This is a genomic window from Amycolatopsis lexingtonensis (assembly GCF_014873755.1).
GTDB lineage: Bacteria > Actinomycetota > Actinomycetes > Mycobacteriales > Pseudonocardiaceae > Amycolatopsis > Amycolatopsis lexingtonensis.
In genome coordinates, this window is the sequence record NZ_JADBEG010000001.1 from 7499927 (window position 1) to 7524234 (window position 24308).

The window sequence follows — 24308 nt, forward strand, 5'->3', positions numbered from 1 at the left end:
GGGACCAGCGCATCGGGTCCGAAGCGCTCGGTCGCCGTCGGCGTTGACGGTTCACGCGGACATCCTGGCACGATGGTCCGCCCTTTGGTGAGTCACGGATACTTATTTGTTGCTGAGAAATAGGCGCTGAACAGGGCAAACGTTAGGAAGCCCGAGCATCGGACCTGCGAGAGTCGGGCATCGGTCCGGGCGTTCACCTGGGACGGCCGGGTGATCACTGCGCCGTCGGTGAGCGCTCCCGCACGGCCGGTGGCGACCTTGTGATGTGCCGCACGCCGGTAGCCCCGTGGCACGATGGCGGCGTGGAGCAGAAATCCGTTCGTGAATCCGTCGTGTCCGCTTGGACCGGCGAAGTCGTGCCCAGTTTGTCCGGGCTCGTGGCGATCCCCGCGCTGTCCCCGGCGTTCGACGCCGACTGGGCGAAGAGCGGCCACCTCGCCGCCGCCGTCGAGCACGTCCGCGCGTGGATCGCCGGGCGCGGCCTGCCCGGCGCCACCCTCGAGGTCGTGCAGCTCGAAGACCGCACGCCCCTGCTGCTCGTCGACGTCCCGGCGACCCCGGGCGCGACGGACAAGGGCACCGTCCTGATGTACGGCCACCTCGACAAGCAGCCCCCGGTCGGCGGCTGGTCCGAGGGCCTCGGCCCGTGGACACCGGTGATCCGCGACGGCCGGCTGTACGGCCGCGGGTCCGTCGACGACGGCTACTCCGGCTACGCGGCGACGACGGCGCTCGAAGCCGTGCACGCGGCCGGCGGCGAGCACGCCCGCACGGTCGTGCTGCTGGAGACCGGCGAGGAGTCCGGCAGCCCGGACCTGCCCGCCTACGTCGAGCACCTGGCGGAGCGGATCGGCGACGTCTCGCTGGTCGTCTGCCTGGACGCCGGCGGCAGCGACTACGAGCGGTTGTGGCTGGTCACGAGCCTGCGCGGGATGCTGCACCTCGACGTCACCGTGCAGCTGCTGGCCTCGGCGCAGCACTCCGGCGTCGCTTCGGGCGTGGTCGCCAGCTCGTTCCGGGTGCTGCGGCGCCTGATCGAGCGGCTCGAGGACAGCGAGACCGGCGAGCTGCTGCTCGACGAGCTCAAGGTCGACGTCCCGGCGGACCGGCTGGCCGAGCTCGAAGCCGTCTCGAAGGACTTCCCGGACGCGCTGGCGAAGGCGTTCCCGCTGGTCGAAGGCGGGCGCGTGATCACGGAAGACGCGCTGGAGCTGATGCTCAACAACGCGTGGCGCCCGACGCTGTCGGTGATCGGCGCCGACGGCTTCCCGAAGCCGGCCGACGCGGGGAACGTCCTGCGCGAGAGCACCACGCTCACCCTGAGCTTCCGGCTGCCGCCGACGGCCGACGCCGAGAAGGCGCTCGAAGCCGTGAAGCACGCCCTGACCACCGACGTCCCGTACGGCGCGAAGGTCACCTTCGGCGACAACCCGCAGTCCGAGAACGGCTGGAACGCCCCGAGCGAGGCGCCGTGGCTGACGGCGGCCCTGCGGACGGTCAGCGACGAGGTCTTCGGCCGCCCGCACCGCGCGACCGGCATGGGCGGGTCGATCCCGTTCATGGGCCTGCTCTCGCGGAAGTACCCGGAGGCGCAGTTCCTGGTCACCGGCGCCTGCGGGTCGGACTCGAACATCCACGTCCCGGACGAGTGGCTGCACCTGGACTACGCGCAGCAGGTCACCGAGGCCGTCGCGCACATCCTGGACGCACACGCGCGCGGCTAGCGGCAGGCTTCGCGCAAGGTCGCGGCGGCCGTCTCCAGGTACGCCGGGAAGTCCCGCTCCCCGGCCGCGTCGATCCACCGGTCGAACGCGTCACCGAAGACGATCGTCGCGACCTGCGCCGCCGCTTTCGCCTGGTCGGGCGGGGTACCCCGGCGTTCGAGGGCTTCGCGGAGCGCGGCGGTGATCGCGGCCCCCTTGGTCCGCTCGCGCTCCTGGAGCTCCGCGGTGGCCGCGATGACGGCCCGGCGCTCGGGTGACGGGTCGACCAGCCGCGTGACCTGCGTGCCGACGTCGGCGAGCGCCGCGAGAGCCGTGCGCAGCGGTGACCCGGCGTCCTCGGCGGCCAGGACGGCTTCGGCGATGGCGGGCGGAAGCTGCTCCGAGCCGGCGAAGAGGACTTCGCGCTTGTCGGGGAAGTAGCGGAAGTACGAGCGGCGGGTGATCCCGGCGCGCTCCGCGATCTGCGTGACGGTCACGGCGTCGTACCCGTGCTCGGCGTACAGCTCCAGCGCGGCTTTCCGCAGCCGGTCCGCGGTCCCGGGATCCCATCTGGCCACGAGCGCAGTCTAACTGGTGATGTCTCAGTGTGTCGTCACGTGCTAGCGTCAGTGATGACACACTGAGACATCACTGGAGGACGTCATGGAGATCTGGGTGCTCGGGGCCATGGGCCGGACCGGCCGCGGGATCACCGCCGAGCTGGCGGCCCGGGGACTGCCGGCGGTGCTGGTAGGGCGCGACCGCGAACGCCTGGCGGCGACCGGCGCGAAGTTCGTCGTCGCCGACGGCGTCGAGGCCATCGCGGCCGAGATCCGGCGGCAGCGGCCGGCGGTCGTGGTCAACACGATCGGCGGGTACGCCGCCACGGCCGGGACGATCGCGCGAGCCTGCCTGCCCGGCGGCCACTACGTCGACTTGGCCGCGGACCTGGTCGCCGTCCCGCGGCTGCTCGACCTGCACGAAGAGGCGCTCGCCGGCGGGAGCACCTTCGTGACCGGCGCCGGCTTCGGCGTCCTGGCCACGGAAGCCGTCGTCGCGAAGCTCTGCGAAGGGCGCCCGACGCCGAGCGCGGTGCGGGTCGACGCGGTGGCGTCGGTCGCCATCGAAGCAGGGGCGCTGGGTGTCGCGCTGGCCGCCAGCATCGTCGACGCGCTGACCACCGGCGCCCGCGAGTACCGGGGTGGCCGGTTGGTCCCCTCGCGGCTCGGCGCGAACGCGCAGACGCTCACGTTCCCGGACGGGGAGACGGCAAAGTCGGCGAGCGGCCCCTCGGGCGAGCTGGTGGCCGCCCAGCGGGCGAGTGGGGCACCGTCGGTCACCGCCACGTCGGGTCTCGTGCCCTCGTCACCGGTGGTCCGCGCGGTGCTCCCCCTGCTCGGCCGGGTGCTGTCGATCCCGGCCCTGCGCCGGTTCGCGATCCGGCGGCTCGCCGGCGTCCAGGCGAAGGCCGCCCCGCGACCGCGCACGCACTCGTGGGGCCACGCGATCGTCACCTGGCCCGACGGCACGACCCGCGAAGGCTGGCTCCGCGCCGGCGAGGGCATGGACTTCACGACGGCGGTGGTGGCCGAGGTCGCGGCCCGCCTGGCCCGCGGCGAGGGCAAGCCGGGCGCGCACACCCCGGCGTCGGCGCTGGGCGCGGAGGTGGCCGAAGCGGCGGGCGGGACCTTCGTGCTGTGAGCCGTGCGGCCACCGCGACGGTATTGCCTCGATCGGGAGGTCGTATTACGCTGTAATACGTTGGCGTCGTGGAAGGCGAGATCTACGACGGGATACCGCTCGAGCGCCTGCCGTTGGAGGAGGTGCACGTACCCGATGAGCTGCATCTCCGGCGGTCGCTGCGCTATCGAGGTGCGCTCGACATCGAGCCGGAGCACGCGGTGGAAGCGGTGTTCGACCCGCGACGGCTGATCGGCCGGGATCCGCCCGACGGGGTCTGGCACGTCGCGACTGCCTGGCCGGCTGACAAGCGGGTTCGACAGGCCTACCGAGGACTGCGGGGAGTGCGATGATGGCGGACAGGGAAATCGACAGCCGGATCGCGGCGGCGGCCGAAGCCGATCCCGATGCCGAGGTCGACTGGGTGCCGCACCGCGAGCCGTCGAAGCGGCCGAGCGCGGTCTACAGCGTTCGCATCCCGGTCGACCGGATCGAAGAGTTGCGTAGCCTCGCCGTCGAGCGGGGTGTGCAGCCGACCGCGTTGATCCGGACGTGGGTGCTCGCCCAGCTCGACGCCGCGCGGGGCGACGGCGAAACACGGCGATGGGAGAACGATGTCCGCGCCACCATCGACCACCTGAAGAGCCTGCTCGACGAGCGGACCGCGAGCTGAGCCCTACGCGAGCCGCGTCAGGTGGACTGACACGTCCAAAGTGGACTGCCCACCCCCGGTGAAGATGCCCTTCAACGGCGCCACATCCGCGTAGTCCCGCCCCATCGCCACCCAGACGTGCCGCGGTCCGACCGGGATCGCGTTCGTCGGGTCGTACGCCCACCACCCGCCGGTCCAGACGTCGACCCAGGCGTGGGACTCGCCTTCCACCACCTCGCCGAGCTTCGCGTCCGGTTTCGTGTGCAGGTACCCCGACACGTACCGGGCCGGGATGCCGATCGCGCGCAGCATCACCAGCGTCACGTGCGCGAAGTCCTGGCAGACGCCTTCGCGCGCCTGCCAGGCGTCGGTCGCCGTCGAGTGGACGCCCGTCGTGCCCGGCTGGTACTTGAGCTGCTTGTTCACCCACTCGCACACCGCCAGCACCGCGTCCGCCGGATCCAGCCCCGTCCGGAGCGCGCGGGCTTCGCGGGCCAGCGTGACGTCGCGCGGGGTGTAGTCGGTCGGCGTCAGGTACTCGGTGCGGTGGTCGACGACCGTGTCGGAACGCAGGTCCTTCCACGTCGCCGAGCGGATCGGCTCGGCCTCGTCCGCGGTCTCGACCACCGACGTCGCGAGGACTGTGAACTCGGTGTGCGGCGCGTGGAGGTCGAACGACGTCACGACCGTGCCCCAGTAGTCCGTGTACCGGTAGGCGCGGGTCGCCGGCGTGGTCTCGATGCGCGTCGCGACCGTCGTCTGGCGGCGGTCCGAACGCGGGGTGAGCCGGGCCTCGTTGTAGGACTGCGTCGCCGGGGTCGCGTACCGGTAGCCGGTCCGGTGCGCCACGCGCAGCTGCCACGTCACAGCGAAACCTCCGCACCGCTCCACGCCACCCACGGCGACGTGCTGAAGTACTGCAACGACACGGCTTCCCCGATCTCCCGGATCGACGTCTGCAACGCCCCGAGCCGCCGCGGCAGGTCGGTCAGCAGGTCCGATGGGCGGAGGAACTCCAGCTCACTGCGGGCCCGGCCGAGTTCGCGCAGTGCCTCGGACTTCTCGTTGCTGCGCGCGCCGCCGCCCGGGTCGAGCCGCCGGAGGCAGTCCTCGGCCTGGCGCAGCGCGTGGAACACCGAGCGCGGGAACAGCGTGTCCCGCAACAGGAACTGCACGACGCGGCCGGCGTCCAGCGCGCCCCGGTACGTCCGCAGGTACGTGTCCTGCGCGCCGGCCGAGCGGAGCACCGTGATCCAGCCCGGCGAGGACGCGCGGTCCGCGACCCGGGACAGCAGCAGTCGCACGACCATGTCGGCGCGTTCGATCGAGCGGCCGAGCACCATGAACAGCCAGCCGTCGTCGCGCGACATCGTCGAGTCGGCGAGGCCGGCGAACATCGCCGCGCGTTCCTCCACGAAGGACAGGAACGCGTGCGGCCCGGCGCGACGCGCGTAGCGCTGCCGGTCCGGCACCGCGTTCCACGTCGCGTTCAGGCATTCCCACAGCTCGGTCGAGACGACTTCGCGCGCGCCGCGGGTGTTCTCCCGCGCCGAGTTGATCGAGCCGACGATCGACGCGGGGTTGTCCTTCGCGTACGCCACCAGCTCGGTCAGCTTCCAGACGTCGAGGGCTTCCCCGTTCGGGGTGTCGATGCCCAGGACGGCCAGGAGCTGGCGGCTCGCGTGGTCCGGGTCGACGGTCGCGTCCTCCAGCAGCTGGTGGACCGAGACGTTGAGGATGCGGGAGGTGTCGTCGGCGCGTTCGACGTACCGGCCGATCCAGTACAGCGACTCCGCGTTGCGTGCCAGCATTCGAACCTCCCTAGCTCTGTTGCTGCTGTTGCTGTTGCTGGGACGAGGTCAGCTCCGGCCCCTGTTCGGCGACCATGCCGTCCACAGTGGACATCGCGCCGAGCGCGGGCTGCTCCAGCTCCCGCTCGGCCGTCGACGCGCGGGAGGCCAGCACCCACGTGTCCTTCGAGCCGCCGCCCTGGGAGGAGTTGACGACCAGGCTCCCCTCCGGCAGCGCCACCCGGGTCAGCCCGCCGGGCAGCACGAAGATCTCCTTGCCGTCGTTGACCGCGAACGGCCGCAGGTCGACGTGCCGCGGCGCGAGCCGGTCGTCCACCTTGGCCGGCACCGTCGAAAGCTGGACCACCGGCTGCGCGATCCAGCCGCGCCGGTGCGCGCGGACCTTGCGCCGCAGGGTGTCCAGTTCCTTTTTCGTCGCCTCCGGCCCGAACACGATCCCGTAGCCGCCGGAGCCCTCGACCGGCTTGACCACCAGTTCGTCGAGGTGCGCCATGACGTGGTCGAACTCGTCCGGCAGCCAGCACCGGAAGGTGTCCACGTTGGGCAGCAGCGGCTTCTCGTTCAGGTAGTACTTCACCATCTCCGGCACGTAGGTGTAGACGAGCTTGTCGTCGCCGACGCCGTTGCCGATGGCGTTCGCGACCACGACGTTGCCCGCGCGCGCCGCGTTCTGGATCCCGGCGACGCCGAGCACGGAGTCCGGCCGGTAGTGCACCGGATCGAGGAACTCGTCGTCGATCCGCCGGTAGATGACGTCGACCTGGCGCTCGCCCTCGGTGGTCCGCAGGTAGACGACGTTGTCACGGCAGAACATGTCCCGGCCTTCGACCAGCTCGACACCCATCAGCCGGGCCAGCAGCGAGTGCTCGAAGTACGCCGAGTTGTGCACGCCGGGGGTGAGCACGACGACCATCGGGTCGGCCACGTTCGCCGCGGACGCCGCGCGCAGCGCCCGCAGCAGGTGTGACGCGTAGTCACCGACCGGGCGCACCCGGTGCTGCGCGAACAGGTCCGGGAAGACCCGGGCCATCGTGCGCCGGTTCTCCATCACGTACGACACCCCGGACGGGTTGCGGAGGTTGTCCTCCAGCACCCGGAACGTGCCCTCTTCGTCGCGCACCAGGTCCACTCCGGACACGTGGATGCGCACGCCGTTCGGCGGGGTGATGCCGTAGGCCTCCCGGCGGAAGTGCTCGCACGACGTGATCAGCCGCCGCGGCAGCACGCCGTCCCGCAGGATCTGCCGGTCGCCGTAGACGTCGGCGAGGAACGCCTCGAGCGCGCGGACGCGCTGGGCCACGCCGCGCTCGAGCTTCGTCCACTCGGCGGCCTGGATCACCCGCGGCACCAGGTCCAGCGGGAACGGCCGCTCCTGCCCGGACAGCGAAAAGGTGATGCCCTGGTCGACCATCGCCCGGTCCAGCGCGGCCGAGCGAGAGTTCAGGTCGTGCGCGTCGAGCGCCGCGATCGACTCGTACAGCGCGCGGTACGGACCGCGGACCGTGCCGTCGCCGGCGAACATCTCGTCGTAGGCGCCGGCATGCGGCCGTTCCGGGCTGAGATAGCCCTCGAACCGTGCTCCCGGCCGGGTGATCCGGCTGGTCGCCGCCTTCCTCGCGCGTCGACCGGACGGGGGCAGCCGGGGCGGGGTGGCGTTCATGAACGACATCCTGACGCACGTGCCCCTTCGTGCGCGACACTCGCACAGCGGTGGGCGCGGTGCGAAACGTCGCTGTAACTCGACAGTGCTGTGCTTTGGTATGGATGAGTGGCAATATGCGTGCTCTCACGAACTGAGAACTACGAGGAGTGACGACGTGGCCCGAGGAACCCAACTCAAGGCGCTCGCCCTGTTGCCTGCGTTCGCCCTGGTCGGCCTGACCGTGGCCTGCGGTGCCGGTGGCAGCGGTGCGGGTGGCGTCGCGTCCAGCAGCGCGGCGCCCGGTGCTTCGTCGGGTGACACCGGCGCCGTCGCGAAGGACGACGCGCTCGCCGCGCTGGTGCCCGCCGCCGTGAAGAGCGACGGCAAGATCGTGGTCGGCCAGGACCAGAGCTACCCGCCGAACGAGTTCCAGGACGGCGGCAAGGCGACCGGCTTCGACGTCGACCTCGGCACCGCCATCGGCCAGGTGCTCGGGGTGCAGATGGAGTTCCAGAACTCCTCGTTCGACGGCATCATCCCCGGCATCAGCGCCAAGAAGTACGAGATGGGGATGTCGTCGTTCAGCATCAACGCCGACCGGCTGCAGTCGGTCGACATGATCTCGTACTACAGCGCGGGCACCTCGCTGGCCGTGCTGAAGGGCAACCCCGACGGCCTCAAGGTGGACGACCTCTGCGGCAAGAAGATCGCCGTCCAGAAGGGCACCACGCAGGTCGAGGACCTCGACAAGAAGAACGCCGCCTGCACCGGCGGCGGGAAGCCGGCCATCGAGGTCACGCAGCTGCAGGCCCAGACCGACGTGAACCTGGCCCTCACCGCCAAGCGCGTCCAGGGTGAGCTCGCCGACTCCCCGGTGATCGACTACGCGGTCAAGCAGACCAACGGCCAGCTCGAGTCGGTCGGCGCGCCCTACGACACGGCGCCGTACGGCATCGTGCTGCCGAAGGGCAGCGGCGACTACGGCAAGGCCGTCCAGGGCGCGATCCAGAAGCTGATCGACAACGGCACGTACAAGAAGATCCTGGACAAGTGGGGTCTGAACGCGACCGGCGCGGTCACCAAGTCGGAGATCAACCCGGCTTCCTGAGTTAAGGACTGAGTTCGTGAGCTCCTCCGAAGCGCCTCTCCCCGAGGCGCCGATCGACGCCGAGCCCATCAAGGCGGTCCCGGTGCGCCGCTACGGGCGCTGGGTGGCCGGCGTGATCATCCTGTTCGTGGCGTTCATCGTGGTCCGCAGCGTGATCACGAACGACGCGCTGCAGTGGCCGGTCGTCGGGGACTACCTCTTCGACGACCGGATCCTGCGCGGTCTGCAGAACACGTTGATCCTGACGGTGATCTCGATGCTGATCGGGATCGTCGGCGGCATCCTGCTGGCCGTCATGCGGCTTTCGCCGAACCCGCTGACCTCGGGCGCGGCGGCGGTGTACATCTGGCTGTTCCGCGGAACCCCGCTGATCACGCAGCTGATCATCTGGAACTTCCTAGCCCTGGCCTATCCCAGGCTCGGGCTCGGGGTGCCGTTCGGGCCCGAGTTCGTCAGCTGGGACACCAACCAGCTGATCACGCAGTTCACCGCGTCGCTGCTCGGCCTCGGACTCAACGAAGCCGCGTACATGGCGGAGATCGTGCGAGGCGGCATCCAGTCGGTCGACGACGGTCAGCTGGAAGCGGCGAGCGCGCTCGGCATGAGCCGGACGAAGACGCTCCGGCGGATCATCCTCCCGCAGGCCATGCGGGTGATCATCCCGCCGACCGGCAACGAGACGATCTCCATGCTGAAGACGACGGCGCTGGTCGTCGTCATCGGGTACTACGAACTGATGGTCGCGGTGCAGACGATCTACGCGCAGAACTACAAGACCGTGCCCCTGCTGCTCACCGCCGGGGCCTGGTACCTGTTCATGACGTCGGTGCTGACGCTGATCCAGATCCAGATCGAGAAGCGGTTCGCGCGCGGTACCTCGCGGGGTGAGGCGAACAAGACCAGGTGGGCGGGCCGGATGCTGGGCTTCCGGTTCGGCTCCGGGGCCAGCGGCGGAGGGGGGAAGGTCTGATGACTCCGGTCGTTTCCGCGCAGAAGATCTGCAAGAGCTTCGGCAGCGTCGACGTCCTCAAGGGCATCGACCTCGAGGTGCACGAGCGCGAGGTGCTCTGCCTGATCGGGCCGTCCGGCTCGGGCAAGTCGACGCTCCTGCGCTGCATCAACCACCTCGAGAAGATCGACGCCGGCCGGCTCTACGTCGACGGTGTGCTCGTCGGCTACCGGCAGCGCGGCGACAAGCTGCACGAGCTGCGGGAGAAGGAAGTCGCGTTCCAGCGCAAGGACATCGGCATGGTGTTCCAGCGCTTCAACCTCTTCCCGCACATGACGGCGCTCGAGAACATCATGGAGGCGCCGATCCAGGTTCGGCGCGAGCCGAAGGCCCAGGTGCGCCAGCGCGCGCTGGAGCTGCTGGACCGCGTAGGTCTCGGCGACAAGGCGAAAAACTACCCGGCACAGCTGTCCGGCGGGCAGCAGCAGCGCGTCGCGATCGCCCGGGCGCTGGCGATGCAGCCGAAGCTGATGCTGTTCGACGAGCCGACGTCCGCGCTGGACCCGGAGCTCGTCGGCGACGTCCTCGGCGTGATGAAGCAGCTCGCCAAGGACGGCATGACCATGGTCGTCGTCACGCACGAGATGCAGTTCGCGCGCGAGGTGGCGGACAAGGTCCTGTTCATGGACGGCGGCGTCGTCGTCGAAGAGGGCCCGCCCGACCAGGTCATCGGGAGTCCGCGCGAGGAGCGGACCAAATCGTTCCTCGCCCGGGTGCTCAACCCGAACGCCTGACTGAACCGTCCGGATTCGCTATTTTGAAAGCGGGTGACAGAGGGGGCTGCCATTTTGACGACCGAAAGCGCGCTGCCCCCTCTCGACCCGTTCGCCGGTATTCCCGATCGCCGCTATGAGGTCAAGGCCGCCGATCTACTGAAACCCGGCAACGCGGGCCTGATGCGGTGGCGGCGTCAGGCCACGAACGCGCCGATCGTCTACGTCGAGGACGCCTACATCACCGGCACGCTCGACCTGCGCGCCGCGGACCTCAAGTACCTCTTCCGGTTCGAGCGCTGCCGGTTCGAGCACCCGCCGGACGTGCGTGAAGCCAATTTGCTCGGGCTGGTGTTCCGCAAGTGCTGGCTGCCCGGGCTCAAGGCCCGCAACATGCGCAGCCGCAACGACGTCCGGCTGATCCGCAGCGTCGTCCAGGTCGACGGCGCCGACCGCGAGATCGAGGAGACGACCGTCCAGCGCGGCGACGACCGCGAACGCGGGATGCCGAACGCCGCCGTCAACTTCACCGACGCGGTGATCGAGGGGTCGATGGTGCTCACCCGCACCGTCATCTCGCACCCGCACGGGAAGGCGATCCACGCCGACCGGCTCGTGCTGACCGGCGCGCTGCTTGCGTACCGGATGGTCGCGAACGGCGAAGTCCGGCTCCCCGGCCTGCGGACCGGCGGTAACGTCAACTTTTCCGGCGCCACGCTGAACAACCCGGACGGCTTCGCGCTCAACGGCAACGGCCTGCACATCGGCGGCAGCCTGCTGTGCGAAGTCGACAACTACGGGCCCGCCAGCCAGCGCAAGCGCTTCTCCGCGACGGGGATCGTGTACCTGCCGAGCGCCACCGTCGACAGCGACATCGTCATGCGTGAAGCGAAGCTGACGGTGTCCCAGCACGGGCCGATCGCCGTCGACGCGTGGAAGTCGAACGACCCGTACCTGGACCCGCGGCCCGCGCTGGTCGCCGACCGCCTGCGCGTCGACGGCAACGTCGAGCTTTCGGACGGTCTTCAGGCGCTGGGGACGTTGCGCATGGTCAACGCCCGCATCGGCGGCTCGCTGCGGCTGGCCGGCGCCGAGGTGCGGGTCGAGCGCGGCAAGTCGCAGCCGTACTACGACCGCGCGCTGCACCTGGACGGCACCGAGATCGGCGGCGACATCGAGGCGACCAGCCTTCGGGTGCCCGCGGGGCAGCTGCGGCTGGCGGACGTCACGGTCGGCGGCAACTTCCTGGCGTGGAACTCGATGTTCCGCCACCCGGGCCGGGACGTGTTCTCGGCCCGCCGGTCCAAGATCGCGGGCAACTTCCAGCTGACGGACGCCACGATCCACGGCACCCTGCGCCTGCAAGGCGTCGAGGTCGGCGGTTCGATCAACCTGGCAGGCACGCGCCTGACGGAGCCGGGCCTGCGCGCGACCAGCAGTTTTTCGCTCGACGTCCGCACCGGCCGGATCGGCCGCGACCTGACGCTCCGCGACAACAACGGCCGCCCGTTCACCGCCGAGGGCGGCGTCAACCTGGACGGCGCCCAGGTCGCGCGGCGCTTGGACCTGCGGGGTTCGGAGCTGCGCTCGCTGCCGCCGTTCCACGTGGCCCTCGACGCGGGCGACGTCGCGGCGGACGAGTTCACGCTGACGCCCAACTTGCCGCCGGAAGGCCGGATCGTGCTGCGCCGCGCGCACTGCGGAACGCTGACCGACAACGACGAGTTCTGGGCCGCGTCCAGCGGCATCGAGCTGGAGGACTTCCGCTACGACGCGCTGGCCCGCGGCATCCCCCTCGACGACGACAAGGCCCTCGACCACCGCATCGAGCTGTTGCGCAAAGCGATGCGCGGTTACCGGCCGGGCCCGTACGACCAGCTGGCCCACATGCTGCGCGCGGCGGGCAACGAAGAGCACGCGTCGACGGTCGCCCTGCGCAAGCAGCAGTTCCGGTACGAGGCCCTGGCCCGCGGCTTCAAGTTCTTCGGCCCGGGCGTCCGGCTGTGGAGCTGGCTGCAGCGCTCGATGGTCGGCTACGGCTACCGCCCGGTCCGCGCCCTCGGCTGGCTGCTGATGCTGCTGGTGCTGGGCAGCCTGTGGTTCGGCTTGGGCACGGACGACTGCATCCACTGGGTGAACTCGGACCCGGCCCACCAGATCATCGCGAACGGCCGCCGCTGCGTGGTGAACCAGCAGGACACGGGCCTGCAGTGGAACCCGGTGATCTACACGGCGGACCTGCTGGTCCCGATCGTGGACTTCGGCAACAAGTCGAGGTGGTACATGCACGGCCCGGACAACTGGGTGGCGGCGGGCTTCACGGCGTCGGGCTGGATCCTGGCAACCACGGTGGCGGCGGGCGTGAGCCGCATGCTGCGGCGGGACAACTGAGGGAACCCAGCCCGACCCCGAGCAGCCCCCACCCTCTCCGGGGGGCGTCCCCAGTCCAGTCTATCGGCGGTGGACGACGATGCCGGTCGATCCGGGCGTTCCGGCCGAAGCCATCCACATCACCCGTTCGGCATCCACAGGCCCGCGACCGACGCCGGGCACCGACCGGCGAGCCCCATGGGAGTTCCCTAACACCGGTCGCTGACATACCCTCGGTATGTCCCTCAGCGCGGAGGTCCCCTTGAACGCACCCGACGCCACCGGCCGGATCGAGATCGGCGCGGCGCCCGAAACCGTGTACGACCTGGTCAGTGACCCCGGGAAGCTGGCGGAGGTCGCCGAGGAGTACGCCGGGCACCGGTGGGTCGGCGGCTCCTCCGAGCCCGCCGTCGGCGCGAAGTTCCGCGGGCGCAACCGGCGGGGCTTCCGGCGCTGGAGCACGCTCTCGACCATCACCGACGCCGAGCCCGGGCGGCGGTTCGGGTTCGAGGTGACCTCGGTCGCCGGGTTGCCCGTCGCGCGGTGGCAGTACGACTTCGAAGCCACGGACGACGGCTGCGTCGTCGTCGAAAGCATGTGGGAGCGGCGGCCGGCGTGGTTCAAGGTGCCGACGTCGACCGTCACCGGGGTGTGGCACCGCGGCGAGGCCAACGCGGCCAACATCGCCACCACCCTGGCCCGGCTGAAGCGGGCCGCCGAAGCTAGTCGATGAAGCGGGACCAGAACGGGATGTAGCGGGGGCCGTCCGGCGGTGCCGTCGAGATGCCGCCCGTCGCGAACTCGCGGTTCAGGTAATCACGCAGGTCGCTGCCGTAGACGATGATGTCCGTCTGGTACACCGACAGCACCGGATAACCGACCGTGCCCGCCAGGCCGGGCAAGTAGCGGTGCCCGCACACCGGCACCAGCTGCGGCACGTCGGCCAGGCGCCGCCGGGCTTCGCGGACCGCGTCCTCCGGGCCGACCGGGCGGGTGCCCCAGTCGGGGAGCCAGAAGCCGTTGTGCTCGACGTCGTACAGCACGCCGTCGACCGGCCATGCCAAACGTTTGCGCAGCTGCTCGGGGTTGCCGCAGCGCCAGTCGGGCCAGCGGTCGCCGATGGGGACGCCGGCGGACAGGAACGTGCGGTGGTCCGCGGCGAAGCGGAAGCCGAACCGGCGCTCGACGTCGTCGAGTTCGGCTTCGCTCAGCCCCGGGCGCACCGGTTCCCGGAGGTTCTCCTGCAGGTGCCGTGCCTCCTCGGGGGTGAGGGCGCCGGCCGGCTGGACGGGGGTCATGAGCCGAGCCTAAGCGGCGGCTCACCGGCTCGCGCGTCCTTTTTCGACCGGCCTGGGTGACCTCGGAGGGGTGAGTTTGTTCTCTCATCGGCCCGACCGTGGAACACAGCGTGAGCGCGTGTAGTTCACTCATGCCGTGACTTCCCCACGACCGCAGAGCCGCGTGCGTGCCCCCGAGCTGCGCGGCGACGTCTGGCTGAACACCGGCGGCCGCGCGCTGACCCTCGCCGAGCTGCGCGGGCGCATCGTGCTGCTGGACTTCTGGACCAGCGGCTGCATCAACTGCCTCCACGTGCTCGACGAGCTGCGCCCGCTCGAGGCCGAGTTCGCGGACGTGCTGGTCACGATCGGTGTCCACTCCCCGAAGTTCCTGCACGAGGGCGAGCGCGCGTCGATCGAAGCCGCCGTCCGGCGCTACGACGTGCACCACCCCGTGGTCAACGACCCGAAGATGGAGCTGTGGTCGCAGTACGCGGTCCGCGCGTGGCCGACGCTCGCGGTCGTCGACCCCGAGGGTTACGTCGTGCACGTCGCCGCCGGCGAAGGACACGAAGAAGCGCTGCGCCGGGTGATCACCGACCTCGTCGCGAAGCACGAAGCGAAGGGGACGCTCCGCCGCGGCGGCAGCCCGTACGTCCCGGTCGAAGAGCAGGTCAGCGAGCTGCGGTTCCCGAGCAAGGCCGTCGCCACCGCCGAGGGGCGGATCCTCGTCGCGGACACCGGGCACCACGCGATCGTCGAGTTCGCCTCGGACGGCGAGACCGTCATCCGCCGCTTCGGCAGCGGCGCCCGCGGCGGCCAGGACGGCCCGTTCGACGTCGCGACCTTCGCCGAGCCGTCGGGCATCGCGCTCCTGCCGTACGACGTCGCCGAGCGCGTCGGCTACCACGCCGTCGTCGCGGACACCGCCGGCCACCGGCTGCGCGGCCTCGACCTCATCACCGGCGAGGTGACGACCGTCGCCGGCACCGGCGCCCAGTGGCGCAGCGGGCCGGACTCGGGCAAGGGCACCACGGTCGATCTCACGAGTCCCTGGGACGTCGCCTGGTGGGGCCCGGCGGGCGGGGTCGTCGTCGCGATGGCGGGCAACCACACGCTGGGCGTGTTCGACCCGGTGTCGGGCACGATCCGCCGCTTCGCCGGGACGACCGTCGAAGGGATGCGAGACGGCGACGTCGGCGAAGCGTTCTTCGCACAGACGTCCGGCCTGGCCGTGGAGGGCGACAAGCTGTGGCTCGTCGACGCGGAGACGTCGGCGCTGCGCTGGATCGAGCCCGACGGCGAGTCCTTCACCGTCCACACGGCGATCGGCATCGACCTCTTCTCCTTCGGCCACACCGACGGCCCGGCCGACAAGGCGCTGCTGCAGCACCCCCTGGGCCTCGCCGTGCTGCCCGGCGACAAGATCGCGATCGCCGACACTTACAACGGCGCGGTCCGCGCCTTCGACGTCTTCACCCGCCAGGTGACCACGATCGCGACCGGCCTCGCCGAGCCGCAGGGGCTGCTGTCGCACGAGGGCGAGCTGCTGGTCGTCGAGTCCGCGGGCAACCGCGTAGGCCGGCTGCCGGCGAGCGAGCCGACGGTCGTGGCCGGCGACGCGCACGCCGTGCGCCGTCCGCCGACGGTGCTCGCGCCGGGCGAGATCGACTTTTCGGTGGTGTTCACGGCCCCGCCCGGCGAGAAGCTGGACGACCGCTTCGGGCCGTCGACGCGCCTGGAGATCAGCGCGTCGCCGCCCGAGCTGCTGGCCGACGGCGTCGGCACCGGCACGGACCTGACCCGCAAGATCCGCCTGGCCGACGGCGTCACCGAGGGTGTTCTGCAGGTCGTGGCTCAAGCCGCGAGCTGCGACGACGGCGGCGAGCACCCGGCGTGCCGGATCACGAGGCAGGACTGGGGCGTCCCGATCCGGCTCGAAAAGGGCGGGGCGAACGAGCTCAGCCTGGTCATGGCCGGTGCACCGCGCACCGACGGGTAACATGCACGCCGTGTCTGACGGGGCGAAACTCGAGATCCAGATGCTGCACGACCGCGTCCTCGTGCGGCTGTCCCCCGAGGAAGGCGAGCGCCGCAGCAGCGGCGGCATCGTGATCCCCGCTACGGCGCAGGTCGCACGCCGGCTCGCCTGGGGTGATGTACTGGGCGTGGGCAACAGCGTGCGGAACGTCAAGACCGGCGACCGCGTGCTCTTCAACCCGGAGGACCAGCTCGAGGTCGAAATCCAGGGCGAAGGGCACCTGGTGATGCGCGAACGCGACATCCACGCGGTCGCCACGGAGCGAACCGAGCACGGCACGGGGCTCTACCTGTAGGCGGTGAGCCGCAGGCGAGTCGGGTCCCGCGGAGGGCGAGGGCGTGGCAGACGAAGAGGTGACCGAGCGCGCGGAAACGCTCGACCCCGAGCGCGCGACGCCGCCTGCCGAGCCTGCCGAGCCTGCCGAGCCTGCCGAGCCTGCCGAGCCTGCCGAGCCTGCCGAGCCTGCCGAGCCTGCCGAGCCTGCCGAGCCTGCCGGGGTCGAACGCGCCGAACTGGCCACCGAGGTGGCGCCGGTCGCGGAGGCGGCGCACGAATCCGAGCCGGTCGAGCCTGCAGCGGTGGCCGAGGTCGAGCCCGCCGAGCACGCGTGGCCTGCCGCTGAGGTGCCATCCGCCGAGCCTGGAGCGGGGGCCGGGGACGAGCCTGCCGAGCCGGTCGCCGAGGTGGCACCGGTTGCGGAGGCCGTGCACGAATCCGAGCCGGTCGAGCGCGCGGAGCCCACCGAGTCCGAGCCGGTCGAGGGCGGCGGGTCGGTGCCGGAAGCGGCTGACCCTGCCGCCGTCACCACCGACCTCTTCGCCGATGATCTCCTCGGCGAACTCCTCGAAACCCCCGTCCTCCCGCCCCCGCCCGAGACTCCCGCGCGGAAGCTGCGCAAGGGGGTCGCGCGCACCATGATGGCCATCGGGCTCGCGCTCGGGCTGTTCGTCATCCTCTACGCGGTCGACCTGATCGTCAGCGCCGGGGACGTTCCGCGCGGGGTGACCGTCGCCGGGATCGACGTCGGGGGGCTGAGTCATGCCGATGCCGAAGCCAAGCTGCGCCGGGAACTCGAGCCACGGCTGATCCGGCCCGTTGTCGTGCACGGGGGCGATGTGCAAGCCGAGCTCGTGCCGTCGCGGTCGGGGCTGGGGCTCGACTGGCCGAACACCCTCGGGCTCGCCGGGCACCAGCCGCTCAGTCCGATCACGCGGATCATGTCCTTCTTCACCAGCCGCGAGGTCGGGGTCGCCACGCGCACCGATGAACGGCAGATCACCGAGGCCGTGCGGCAGCTCGCCCAGGGCAGGCTTGACCACCCGGCCACCGAAGGGTCGGTCGGGTTCCTGCCGATCCCGGGCAGCGACGGCGGCGTCAACCCCTACCCCGTCCTGCCGCGGCAGGGGCAGCAGCTGCTCGACCTGGCCGGCGCCGTGCACGCCGTCACCGATCACTGGCTCGACCCCGGTGGGGTCCGGCTGGCCATGGCGATCACGCCGGTCAAGGCGACCGCGGCCGGGGTGCAGGCGGCTTACCAGCAGATCGTCGTGCCCGCCGTCGCGAAACCCGTTGTCGTGCACGGGCAGGGCAAGGACGTGCCGCTCAAGCCCGACGCCATCGCCGCGTCGTTCCAGTTCGCCGCCGTCGAGGGCGGGGCCGTCGAGGTGCGCATCGACCAGGGCAAGCTGCAGGGCGCGCTCAAGGACCCCCTCGCGAGCACCGAGACCGACGGCAAGGACGCGCAGATCGTCTTCACCGGCGACCAGCCGGCCGTCGAGCCGTCCGAGGACGCCCGGAAGGTCAACTGGGAGAAGACCTTCCTGCCGCTCATCGACGTGCTCAAGAAGACCGACGGGCGCGACCTCCCCGTCGTCTACAGCGCGTCGAAGCCCGGCGTGACCACCGACGCCGCCAGTGCGCTCGGCATCAAGGAGGTCATCGGCGAGTTCACCACCGGTGGCCTCGCCGGGCCGGCTGCGACCAACAACCGGACGCTCGCCGATCGCGTTTCCGGCGCCATCGTCAAGCCCGGTGAGACGTTCAGCCTCGGCGGCCGCTCCGGCCCGCGCACCGCGGACAACGGCTACGTGCCCGCGCCGGTCGGCGAGGACGGCACCGGCGCCACCGTCGTCGGTGGTGGCGTTTCCCAGCTGGCGTCCACTTTGTACAACGCGGGCTACCTCGCCGGCCTGACCGACGCCGGTCACCTCGAGCACGACCAGTACCTCGACCGCTACCCCGCCGGCCGCGACGCCAAGGCCGTCAACGCCGACGGCAGTCCCGTCGAGCTCAAGCTGACCAACGACGCGCCCACCGGGATCGCCATCCAGGCCGTCGTTTCCGGCGACTCGGTGACCGTCCGGATCTGGGGCACCCGGCACTACCGCGTCGAAGGCCAGACCGGCGCGCAAACCCCGGGTGCTCCCCCTCCGGTGCAGTTCGGGGGCACCGAGCCTTGCGTACCGTCGATCGGCTCACCCGGCTTCAGCGTCACCGACACCCGCGTGCTCTACGACGCCGCGAGCGGAGCCGAAGTCCGCCGGACGTCGCACACGGCGACCTACGGTCCGCGTCCGACCGTTCTCTGTTGAGTTGTCAGCGAAGGACCATGCACCCCGCCTCCTCGAAGTCGCGCAACCAGGCCGGCTCCCGGAAGTGCTTGTTCCACCGCAGATCCAGCTTGTCCAATTTGGACAATTGAGCGACCGACGCCGGGAGGGAGACCAGCGCGTTCTCCCGCAGGTCGAGCTGACGCAGCTCGCTCAGCAAACCGATCGACGACGGCAACGCGGTCAGCCGGTTGCCCCGCAGGTGCAGCTCCCGCAACGCCTTGAGCGCACCGATCGACTCCGGCAACGCGGTCAGCTCGTTGCGGTACAGCCGGAGTTCGCGCAGGGACGCAAATCCCGACAGATCGGCGGGCAGCGCCGTGAGCCGGTTGTCCGTGCAGCCCAGGTACCGCAACCGGCCCAGCCGGCACCACGCCGCCGGGAACGCCGTGAGCCGGTTGTCGCTGACGTACAGGTACTCGGTGAGCCCGGCCAGGTCGCCCAGCTCGTCCGGCAGCGAGTCGAACGAGTTGTGCGCCAGGTCGAGCGTGTGCACCGACTCGAGCGCCGAGATCCCCGGCGGCAGCGCGGAAATCCGGTTCGCCGCCAGGTTCAGCACGCGAAGCCCGGTCTGGGACCACAGCGACGCGGGAACCTCCGTGAGCGCGTTCTTGTACAGGTCGAGCCGGGTCAGGCCGGGTGGCAGCGCGGGCACCGACGTCAGCCCCCGGTCGCTCAGGTCGAGGGCCGTCACGGCGACCGCCTGGTCCGGGGCAGCAGCGCCCACGTCGCCGCGTCGTCCGGAGTGGACACCTGGACCCGCAGCCCCGGCGCCTCGGACACCGCAAGCTCGGTCAGCCGGAGGTTCATCCGCCCGGCCCGCGGGTGGTCCAGCCGCCGCAGCCGCGCCCGCGGTTCGGCCACCTCGTGCCGCGCCCACAGCTCGACGAACTCCGGGCTCAGCGCCGACAGCCGGCGGATGTCCTCCTCCCAGGACGGATCGCCGACGTGCCTGCCGTACTCGGCGCGCATCCGCGCGACCATGTGGGGCACCTCCTCGTCGTAGTTCAGCAGGAACCGCCGCGCGTTCGGCTCGGTCACGCAGCACCACAGCAGGTTCTTGTGCAGGCACGGCATGCTGTGCCACTCCCAGAACAGCTCCTCCTGCGCCGCGTTCGACTCCAGGACGTCGAACCGGCCGTTGACGACCGTGGCGGGCAGCGGGTCCAGCGCGCGCAGCACCTCGCGCACCGCGTCCGGCACCACCTCGGCCGGCGACGGCAGCCGCGCCGGGGTCAGCTCCGCGAGCCGGTACAGGTGCTCCCGCTCGGGGTGGTCCAGCCGCAGCGTGCGCGCCACCGCGTCGAGGACCTGCCAGCTCGCGTTGATCGGCCGCCCCTGTTCGAGCCACGTGTACCAGGTGACGCCGACGCCGGCGAGCAGCGCCACCTCCTCGCGGCGCAACCCGCTGAGCCGGCGGCGCGGGCCGGGCTCGAGGCCGACCTCCGCCGGGCCGATCCGCGCCCGGCACGCCTTGAGGAACTGGCCGAGTTCCTCCCGGCGGTTCGCGTGGACCTGCGTCTGGGTCATGCGGGACATGGTGCCCGAGGGGTACGACAGTTTCGGTCGAAGCAGGTACTCACAGCACCAGCACCAGCAGGCTCTCTCCGAGGGCAGCCGCCGGAACGCAGGCTCGGAGCCATGACTCTGACCACCCCTGCCCCGGCCACGGACCGGGCCGCCCGGCCGGACCGGCGGCCGTGGTTCATGCTGGCCGTCCTGCTGCTCGGCCAGTTCATGGCGCTGCTCGACGTCACCGTCGTGAACGTCGCCATGACCGACATCCGCACCGACCTCGGCGCGTCCGGCGCCGCACTGCAGCTCGTCGTTTCCGGTTACACCGTCGGCTACGCGATGCTGCTGATCACCGGCGCCCGCCTCGGCGAGCTGTACGGGCGACGACGGCTGTTCGTCACCGGCACGATCGCCTTCACCGTCTGCTCGCTGCTGTGCGGCCTCGCGCCCGGCCCGGCGACGCTGATCGTCGCGCGGATCGCGCAGGGCGCGGGCGCCGCGCTGATGATGCCGCAGGTCATCAGCCTCATCCAGGCGCGGTTCACCGGCGCCGCGCGGGCCAAGGCGCTCAGCGCGTACACCGCGGTCATCTCGGTCGCCTTCGTGGCCGGTCAGGTGCTCGGCGGGGTGCTCGTCGGCGCGGACCTGTTCGGTGCCGGCTGGCGGCCGATCTTCCTGGTGAACGTGCCGATCGGCGTGCTCGTGGCCGTGCTCGCCGGCAAAGTGGTGCCGGGCGGCGGCGCGAAGGCGGGCCGACGGCTCGATCTCGCCGGGCTCGCGATCGCCGTGCCGTCGGTGGTGCTCGTCGTGCTGCCGCTGGTGCTCGGCCACGAAACCGGCTGGCCCGCCTGGACGTACGGCTCGATCGCCGCAGGCGTGCTGCTGGCCGTGCTGTTCGTGGTCGTGGAACGCCGCGTGCGCGACCCGCTCGTCGACCTGGCCGTGCTCAAGATCCGTGGTGTCGCACCGGGACTCGCCACGCTGGCTGCGGGCGTCGCGTCCTACGGCGGCTTCCTCTTCTGCGTGTCACTGCACCTGCAGTCGGGCCTCGGCAAGACGGCGATGGCCGCCGGCCTGGCGATGGCACCCGGCGGCGTCGTCTTCGGCCTGTGCGGGTTCTTCTGGAACCGGCTGCCACCGCGCGTGCACGCCTGGCTGACCCCGGCCGGCTACGTGGGATCAGCGGCCGCCTACGCGCTGCTGGGGCTGGGCCGCGACGGCGGGACGCTGTTCTTCGTGGCCCTGCTGCTGTTCGGGCTGTCGATGGGGCCCGCGTTCGGCGCCCTGATGGTGAACGCGCTGACGCACGTCCCGCTCGCCCGCGCGGCGGACGTCAGCGGCCTGCTGACCACCACGCTGCAGCTGGGTCAGGTCGTCGGCGTGGCCACGTTCGGCAGCCTGTTCCTGACCCTCGCCGTGACGTCGTCCGCGACCGCGCTCACCACCGCGATGACCTGCGCCGCCGCGCTGCTGCTCGCCGGCGCAGGCCTGGCGCTCAAGCGGTAGTGCGGCTGCCGCCCTTGACCTTCGCGTAGATCGCCGAAGCCGCGATGACGCCGACGACGGCGGCCACGATCTGGAAGATGTGCCGGATCCAGTCGATGCCGGCGGTGTCGCGGACGCCGAACACGCCGGCGAGCCAGTTGCCGATGAACGCGGCCACGATGCCGACGACGATGGTCAGCCAGATCGGGATCTTCTGGTCGCCCGGCGCGAACAAGCGGCCGAGCACGCCCAGGATCAGGCCCACGATGATCGTCGAGATGATGCCCCAAAGTCCGCCCAGCACAGCTGCCTCCTCGGGTAGGCGATGAGCGCCACGGTCGCACCGATCCCGGCGCGTCGCCCCCGGAGACCCCCGATGGGGTGAGCACGAAAAAGATCCGGCCCGGTTCGCCCCCGACGGCGAACCGGGCCGGATCGGCCTGGGACGGGGTTACCTGGTGACGCCTCGGCGGCCGTACGCGCCGGCGGCGATGCTCACACCGATGGCGGCGAGGACGACCTGGGTCAGGATTTCCAGCCAGTCGATGCCGTTGGTGTCGGCGTACCCGAGACCGCGCGCGATGGCCGTGCCGATGAAGGCGGCGACGATACCGATCACGATGGTCAGCCAGATCGGGATGCTCTGCTTGCCGGGAGCGACGAGACGGCCCAGCACACCGATGATCAGCCCGACGATGAGTGCGCTGACGATGCCGGCGACAGTCATCACTTTCTCCTCTCAAGGATCCGCGGACCAGGTGTCCATCGGACTCGGTGAGCGGAGTGCCCGCCCCGCGCGGCCCTGAAACGCGAAAAGGGCCCTCCCCACGCGGGGAGAGCCCTTTTCGTGACCATCAGAACGCGGCTTCGTCCAGCTCCATCAGCGCGTTGTCGGCGGCCTCCACGATGGCGCGGCGGGCGGTCAGCTCCGGCAGCACCTGCTTCGCGAAGAACGACGCCACGGCGATCTTGCCCTCGTAGAACGGGACGTCCTTGGCGGACGCGCCCGCGTCGAGCTTGCCGATGGCGACCTCGGCGTGCTTGAGCAGCTGCCAGCCGATGAGCAGGTCGCCGACCGACATCAGCAGCCGGACCGTGTGCTGGCCGACCTTGTTGATGCTCTGCGGGTCTTCCTGCGACGCGGTCAGGTAGCCGATCAGCGAGCCCAGCATGCCCTGGGTGTCCTCGAGGGCCTGCTTGAGCAGCGCGCGCTCGTTCTTGAGCCGGCCGTTGCCCGCCTCGGACTCGATGAACTTCGTGATCTCGCCGGCGACGAAGGCCAGGGACGCGCCCTTGTCGCGGACGATCTTGCGGAAGAAGAAGTCCAGCGACTGGATCGCCGTGGTGCCCTCGTACAGCGAGTCGATCTTGGCGTCGCGGATGTACTGCTCGATCGGGTAGTCCTGCAGGAAGCCGGACCCGCCCAGGGTCTGCAGCGACTGCACGAGCTGCTCGGTGGCGCGCTCGGAGCCGACGCCCTTGACGATCGGCAGCAGCAGGTCGTTGACGCCGTGCGCGACCTTCTGGTCACCCTCGCCGGTCCACAGCTGGTCCTGGAACGACGCGGTGTACAGGTAGACCGCGCGGAGACCCTCGGCGTACGCCTTCTGGAGCATCAGCGAGCGGCGGACGTCGGGGTGGTGCGTGATGGTGACGCGCGGCGCGGTCTTGTTCAGCATGTTCGGCAGGTCGGCGCCCTGGACGCGCTCCTTGGCGTACTCGAGCGCGTTGAGGTAACCGGTCGACAGCGTCGCGATGGCCTTGGTGCCGACCATCATGCGGGCGTACTCGATGACCTGGAACATCTGCGCGATGCCGTCGTGGACCTCGCCGAGCAGCCAGCCCTTGGCCGGGGTGCCGTGCTGGCCGAAGGTCAGCTCGCAGGTCGTCGAGGCCTTGATGCCCATCTTGTGCTCGACGTTGGTGACGAAGGCGCCGTTGCGCTCGCCCAGCTCACCGGTCTTGGAGTCGAAGTGGAACTTCGGCACGAGGAACAGCGACAGGCCCTTGGTGCCCGGCTTGGTCTCGATGCCGGGACCCTCGGGGCGCGCCAGCACGAGGTGCATGATGTTTTCGCTCATGTCGTGCTCGGCCGAGGTGATGAACCGCTTCACGCCGTCGATGTGCCAGGAGCCGTCCTCCTGCTTGGTGGCCTTGGTGCGGCCCGCGCCGACGTCGGAACCGGCGTCCGGCTCGGTCAGCACCATCGTCGCGCCCCAGGCGCGGTCGATCATCAGCTGCGCCCAGTGCTTCTGCTCTTCGGTGCCGTTCTTGTCCACGATCATCGCGAAGTTCGGGCCCGCCATGTACATGAACAGCGGGGCGTTCGCGCCGAGGATGAGCTCGGAAGCGGCCCACTGCACGGTCGGGGGCAGACCGAAGCCGCCGAGGTCGTTGGTCAGGCCGAGGCGCCACCACTCGCCCTCGATGAGCTGCTGGTAGCTCTTCTTGAACGACTCCGGGATCTTCACGCTGAACGTCTTCGGGTCGTACACCGGCGGGTTGCGGTCCGCGTCGGCGAACGACTCGGCGAGCGGGCCGGTGGCGAGCTTGTTCAGCTCGGCCAGCACCCCGCGTGCGGTCTCTTCGTCGGACTCGGCGAGCACGCCCTTGCCCAGGCGCTCCTGCACGCCGAGTACCTCGAAGAGGTTGAACTCCAGGTCTCGGACGTTGCTCTTGTAGTGGCCCATTTC

The 24308-nt window shown here is 70.7% G+C and carries 23 protein-coding genes; 13 read left to right on the forward strand and 10 right to left on the reverse strand.

All coding sequences use genetic code 11. The features are described from left to right. The first annotated feature begins 302 nt into the window (after positions 1 to 302). Complete coding sequence (locus H4696_RS34560) at positions 303 to 1724, forward strand: M20/M25/M40 family metallo-hydrolase (RefSeq protein WP_169734840.1); 1422 nt, start codon at positions 303 to 305, stop codon at positions 1722 to 1724. On the opposite strand, the gene H4696_RS34565 is transcribed toward H4696_RS34560, so the two are convergent. After that, entirely contained in the window at positions 1721 to 2281 is a 561-nt protein-coding gene (locus H4696_RS34565; protein WP_086856885.1) for a TetR/AcrR family transcriptional regulator, read from the reverse strand. The genes H4696_RS34560 and H4696_RS34565 overlap by 4 nt on opposite strands. A gap of 85 nt (positions 2282 to 2366) precedes the next feature. Between H4696_RS34565 and H4696_RS34570 the strand changes: the two genes are divergently transcribed. The 3 genes from H4696_RS34570 (at position 2367) to H4696_RS34580 (ending at position 4056) form a co-directional block, all read left to right on the forward strand. Further along, positions 2367 to 3404, forward strand: a complete 1038-nt coding sequence (locus H4696_RS34570; protein WP_086856884.1) for a saccharopine dehydrogenase family protein — start codon at positions 2367 to 2369, stop codon at positions 3402 to 3404. Positions 3405 to 3472: 68 nt separating this feature from the next. Further along, positions 3473 to 3736 (forward strand): hypothetical protein, encoded by a 264-nt coding sequence (locus H4696_RS34575; protein ID WP_086856883.1) that lies wholly within the window; start codon positions 3473 to 3475, stop codon positions 3734 to 3736. After that, a complete protein-coding gene (locus H4696_RS34580) occupies positions 3736 to 4056 on the forward strand; it encodes a hypothetical protein (protein WP_086856882.1) in 321 nt (106 codons plus the stop codon). Before H4696_RS34575 ends, H4696_RS34580 begins: the two co-directional genes overlap by 1 nt. Positions 4057 to 4059: 3 nt before the next feature. Here the strand turns inward: H4696_RS34580 and H4696_RS34585 are convergent, their stop codons facing one another. From H4696_RS34585 to H4696_RS34595, 3 genes are read right to left on the reverse strand one after another with little or no spacing between them, the layout of a single operon-like run. Beyond that, complete coding sequence (locus tag H4696_RS34585) at positions 4060 to 4902, reverse strand: transglutaminase family protein (RefSeq protein ID WP_086856881.1); 843 nt, start codon at positions 4900 to 4902, stop codon at positions 4060 to 4062. Continuing rightward, the gene (locus H4696_RS34590; RefSeq protein WP_086856880.1) at positions 4899 to 5846 is read right to left on the reverse strand and encodes an alpha-E domain-containing protein; all 948 of its coding nucleotides are present in this window, start codon (positions 5844 to 5846) and stop codon (positions 4899 to 4901) included. Before H4696_RS34590 ends, H4696_RS34585 begins: the two co-directional genes overlap by 4 nt. A 10-nt stretch (positions 5847 to 5856) precedes the next feature. Continuing rightward, entirely contained in the window at positions 5857 to 7515 is a 1659-nt protein-coding gene (locus H4696_RS34595; protein ID WP_086856879.1) for a circularly permuted type 2 ATP-grasp protein, read from the reverse strand. A 148-nt stretch (positions 7516 to 7663) separates the two neighbouring features. Here H4696_RS34595 and H4696_RS34600 point away from each other — a divergent pair, with 148 nt between their 5' ends. The 5 genes from H4696_RS34600 to H4696_RS34620 all read left to right on the forward strand — a co-directional run bounded on the left by H4696_RS34600 (position 7664) and on the right by H4696_RS34620 (position 13421). After that, positions 7664 to 8596 carry an ABC transporter substrate-binding protein gene (locus tag H4696_RS34600; RefSeq protein WP_192782687.1) on the forward strand — a complete coding sequence of 311 codons (933 nt, stop codon included), beginning with the start codon at positions 7664 to 7666 and terminating at the stop codon, positions 8594 to 8596. Positions 8597 to 8612: 16 nt separating this feature from the next. Next, positions 8613 to 9566: an amino acid ABC transporter permease gene (locus tag H4696_RS34605; protein ID WP_086856878.1), complete on the forward strand. Its 954-nt coding sequence runs from the start codon at positions 8613 to 8615 to the stop codon at positions 9564 to 9566. Continuing rightward, positions 9566 to 10339, forward strand: a complete 774-nt coding sequence (locus H4696_RS34610; RefSeq protein WP_086856877.1) for an amino acid ABC transporter ATP-binding protein — start codon at positions 9566 to 9568, stop codon at positions 10337 to 10339. Before H4696_RS34605 ends, H4696_RS34610 begins: the two co-directional genes overlap by 1 nt. 54 nt (positions 10340 to 10393) lie before the next feature. After that, positions 10394 to 12709, forward strand: a complete 2316-nt coding sequence (locus H4696_RS34615; protein ID WP_086856876.1) for a translocation/assembly module TamB domain-containing protein — start codon at positions 10394 to 10396, stop codon at positions 12707 to 12709. Positions 12710 to 12950: 241 nt separating this feature from the next. After that, entirely contained in the window at positions 12951 to 13421 is a 471-nt protein-coding gene (locus H4696_RS34620) for an SRPBCC family protein (RefSeq protein ID WP_225955877.1), read from the forward strand. Here H4696_RS34620 and H4696_RS34625 read toward each other — a convergent pair. Continuing rightward, a complete protein-coding gene (locus tag H4696_RS34625) occupies positions 13411 to 13986 on the reverse strand; it encodes a hypothetical protein (protein ID WP_086856874.1) in 576 nt (191 codons plus the stop codon). The genes H4696_RS34620 and H4696_RS34625 overlap by 11 nt on opposite strands. Positions 13987 to 14149: 163 nt before the next feature. Here H4696_RS34625 and H4696_RS34630 point away from each other — a divergent pair, with 163 nt between their 5' ends. From H4696_RS34630 to H4696_RS34640, 3 genes are read left to right on the forward strand one after another with little or no spacing between them, the layout of a single operon-like run. After that, a complete protein-coding gene (locus H4696_RS34630; RefSeq protein WP_086856873.1) occupies positions 14150 to 15967 on the forward strand; it encodes an NHL domain-containing thioredoxin family protein in 1818 nt (605 codons plus the stop codon). 1 nt (position 15968) lies between these two features. Next, positions 15969 to 16301, forward strand: a complete 333-nt coding sequence (locus H4696_RS34635) for a GroES family chaperonin (RefSeq protein WP_086856872.1) — start codon at positions 15969 to 15971, stop codon at positions 16299 to 16301. 43 nt (positions 16302 to 16344) lie between these two features. Then, a complete protein-coding gene (locus H4696_RS34640; protein WP_420831522.1) occupies positions 16345 to 18597 on the forward strand; it encodes a VanW family protein in 2253 nt (750 codons plus the stop codon). Positions 18598 to 18601: 4 nt separating this feature from the next. On the opposite strand, the gene H4696_RS34645 is transcribed toward H4696_RS34640, so the two are convergent. Both H4696_RS34645 and H4696_RS34650 read right to left on the reverse strand, forming a co-directional pair. After that, positions 18602 to 19309: a leucine-rich repeat domain-containing protein gene (locus H4696_RS34645; RefSeq protein WP_086865545.1), complete on the reverse strand. Its 708-nt coding sequence runs from the start codon at positions 19307 to 19309 to the stop codon at positions 18602 to 18604. After that, positions 19306 to 20145 (reverse strand): helix-turn-helix transcriptional regulator, encoded by an 840-nt coding sequence (locus H4696_RS34650; RefSeq protein ID WP_192782688.1) that lies wholly within the window; start codon positions 20143 to 20145, stop codon positions 19306 to 19308. The genes H4696_RS34645 and H4696_RS34650 overlap by 4 nt, the downstream gene beginning before the upstream one ends. A gap of 111 nt (positions 20146 to 20256) precedes the next feature. Here H4696_RS34650 and H4696_RS34655 point away from each other — a divergent pair, with 111 nt between their 5' ends. Beyond that, positions 20257 to 21636: an MFS transporter gene (locus H4696_RS34655; protein WP_086864129.1), complete on the forward strand. Its 1380-nt coding sequence runs from the start codon at positions 20257 to 20259 to the stop codon at positions 21634 to 21636. On the opposite strand, the gene H4696_RS34660 is transcribed toward H4696_RS34655, so the two are convergent. The 3 genes from H4696_RS34660 to H4696_RS34670 form a co-directional block, all read right to left on the reverse strand. Next, positions 21626 to 21919: a GlsB/YeaQ/YmgE family stress response membrane protein gene (locus tag H4696_RS34660; RefSeq protein ID WP_086864128.1), complete on the reverse strand. Its 294-nt coding sequence runs from the start codon at positions 21917 to 21919 to the stop codon at positions 21626 to 21628. The genes H4696_RS34655 and H4696_RS34660 overlap by 11 nt on opposite strands. Before the next feature lie 147 nt (positions 21920 to 22066). Then, the gene (locus H4696_RS34665; protein WP_086864127.1) at positions 22067 to 22342 is read right to left on the reverse strand and encodes a GlsB/YeaQ/YmgE family stress response membrane protein; all 276 of its coding nucleotides are present in this window, start codon (positions 22340 to 22342) and stop codon (positions 22067 to 22069) included. A gap of 127 nt (positions 22343 to 22469) precedes the next feature. Continuing rightward, a complete protein-coding gene (locus H4696_RS34670; RefSeq protein ID WP_086864126.1) occupies positions 22470 to 24305 on the reverse strand; it encodes an acyl-CoA dehydrogenase in 1836 nt (611 codons plus the stop codon). Positions 24306 to 24308 lie beyond the last annotated feature (3 nt).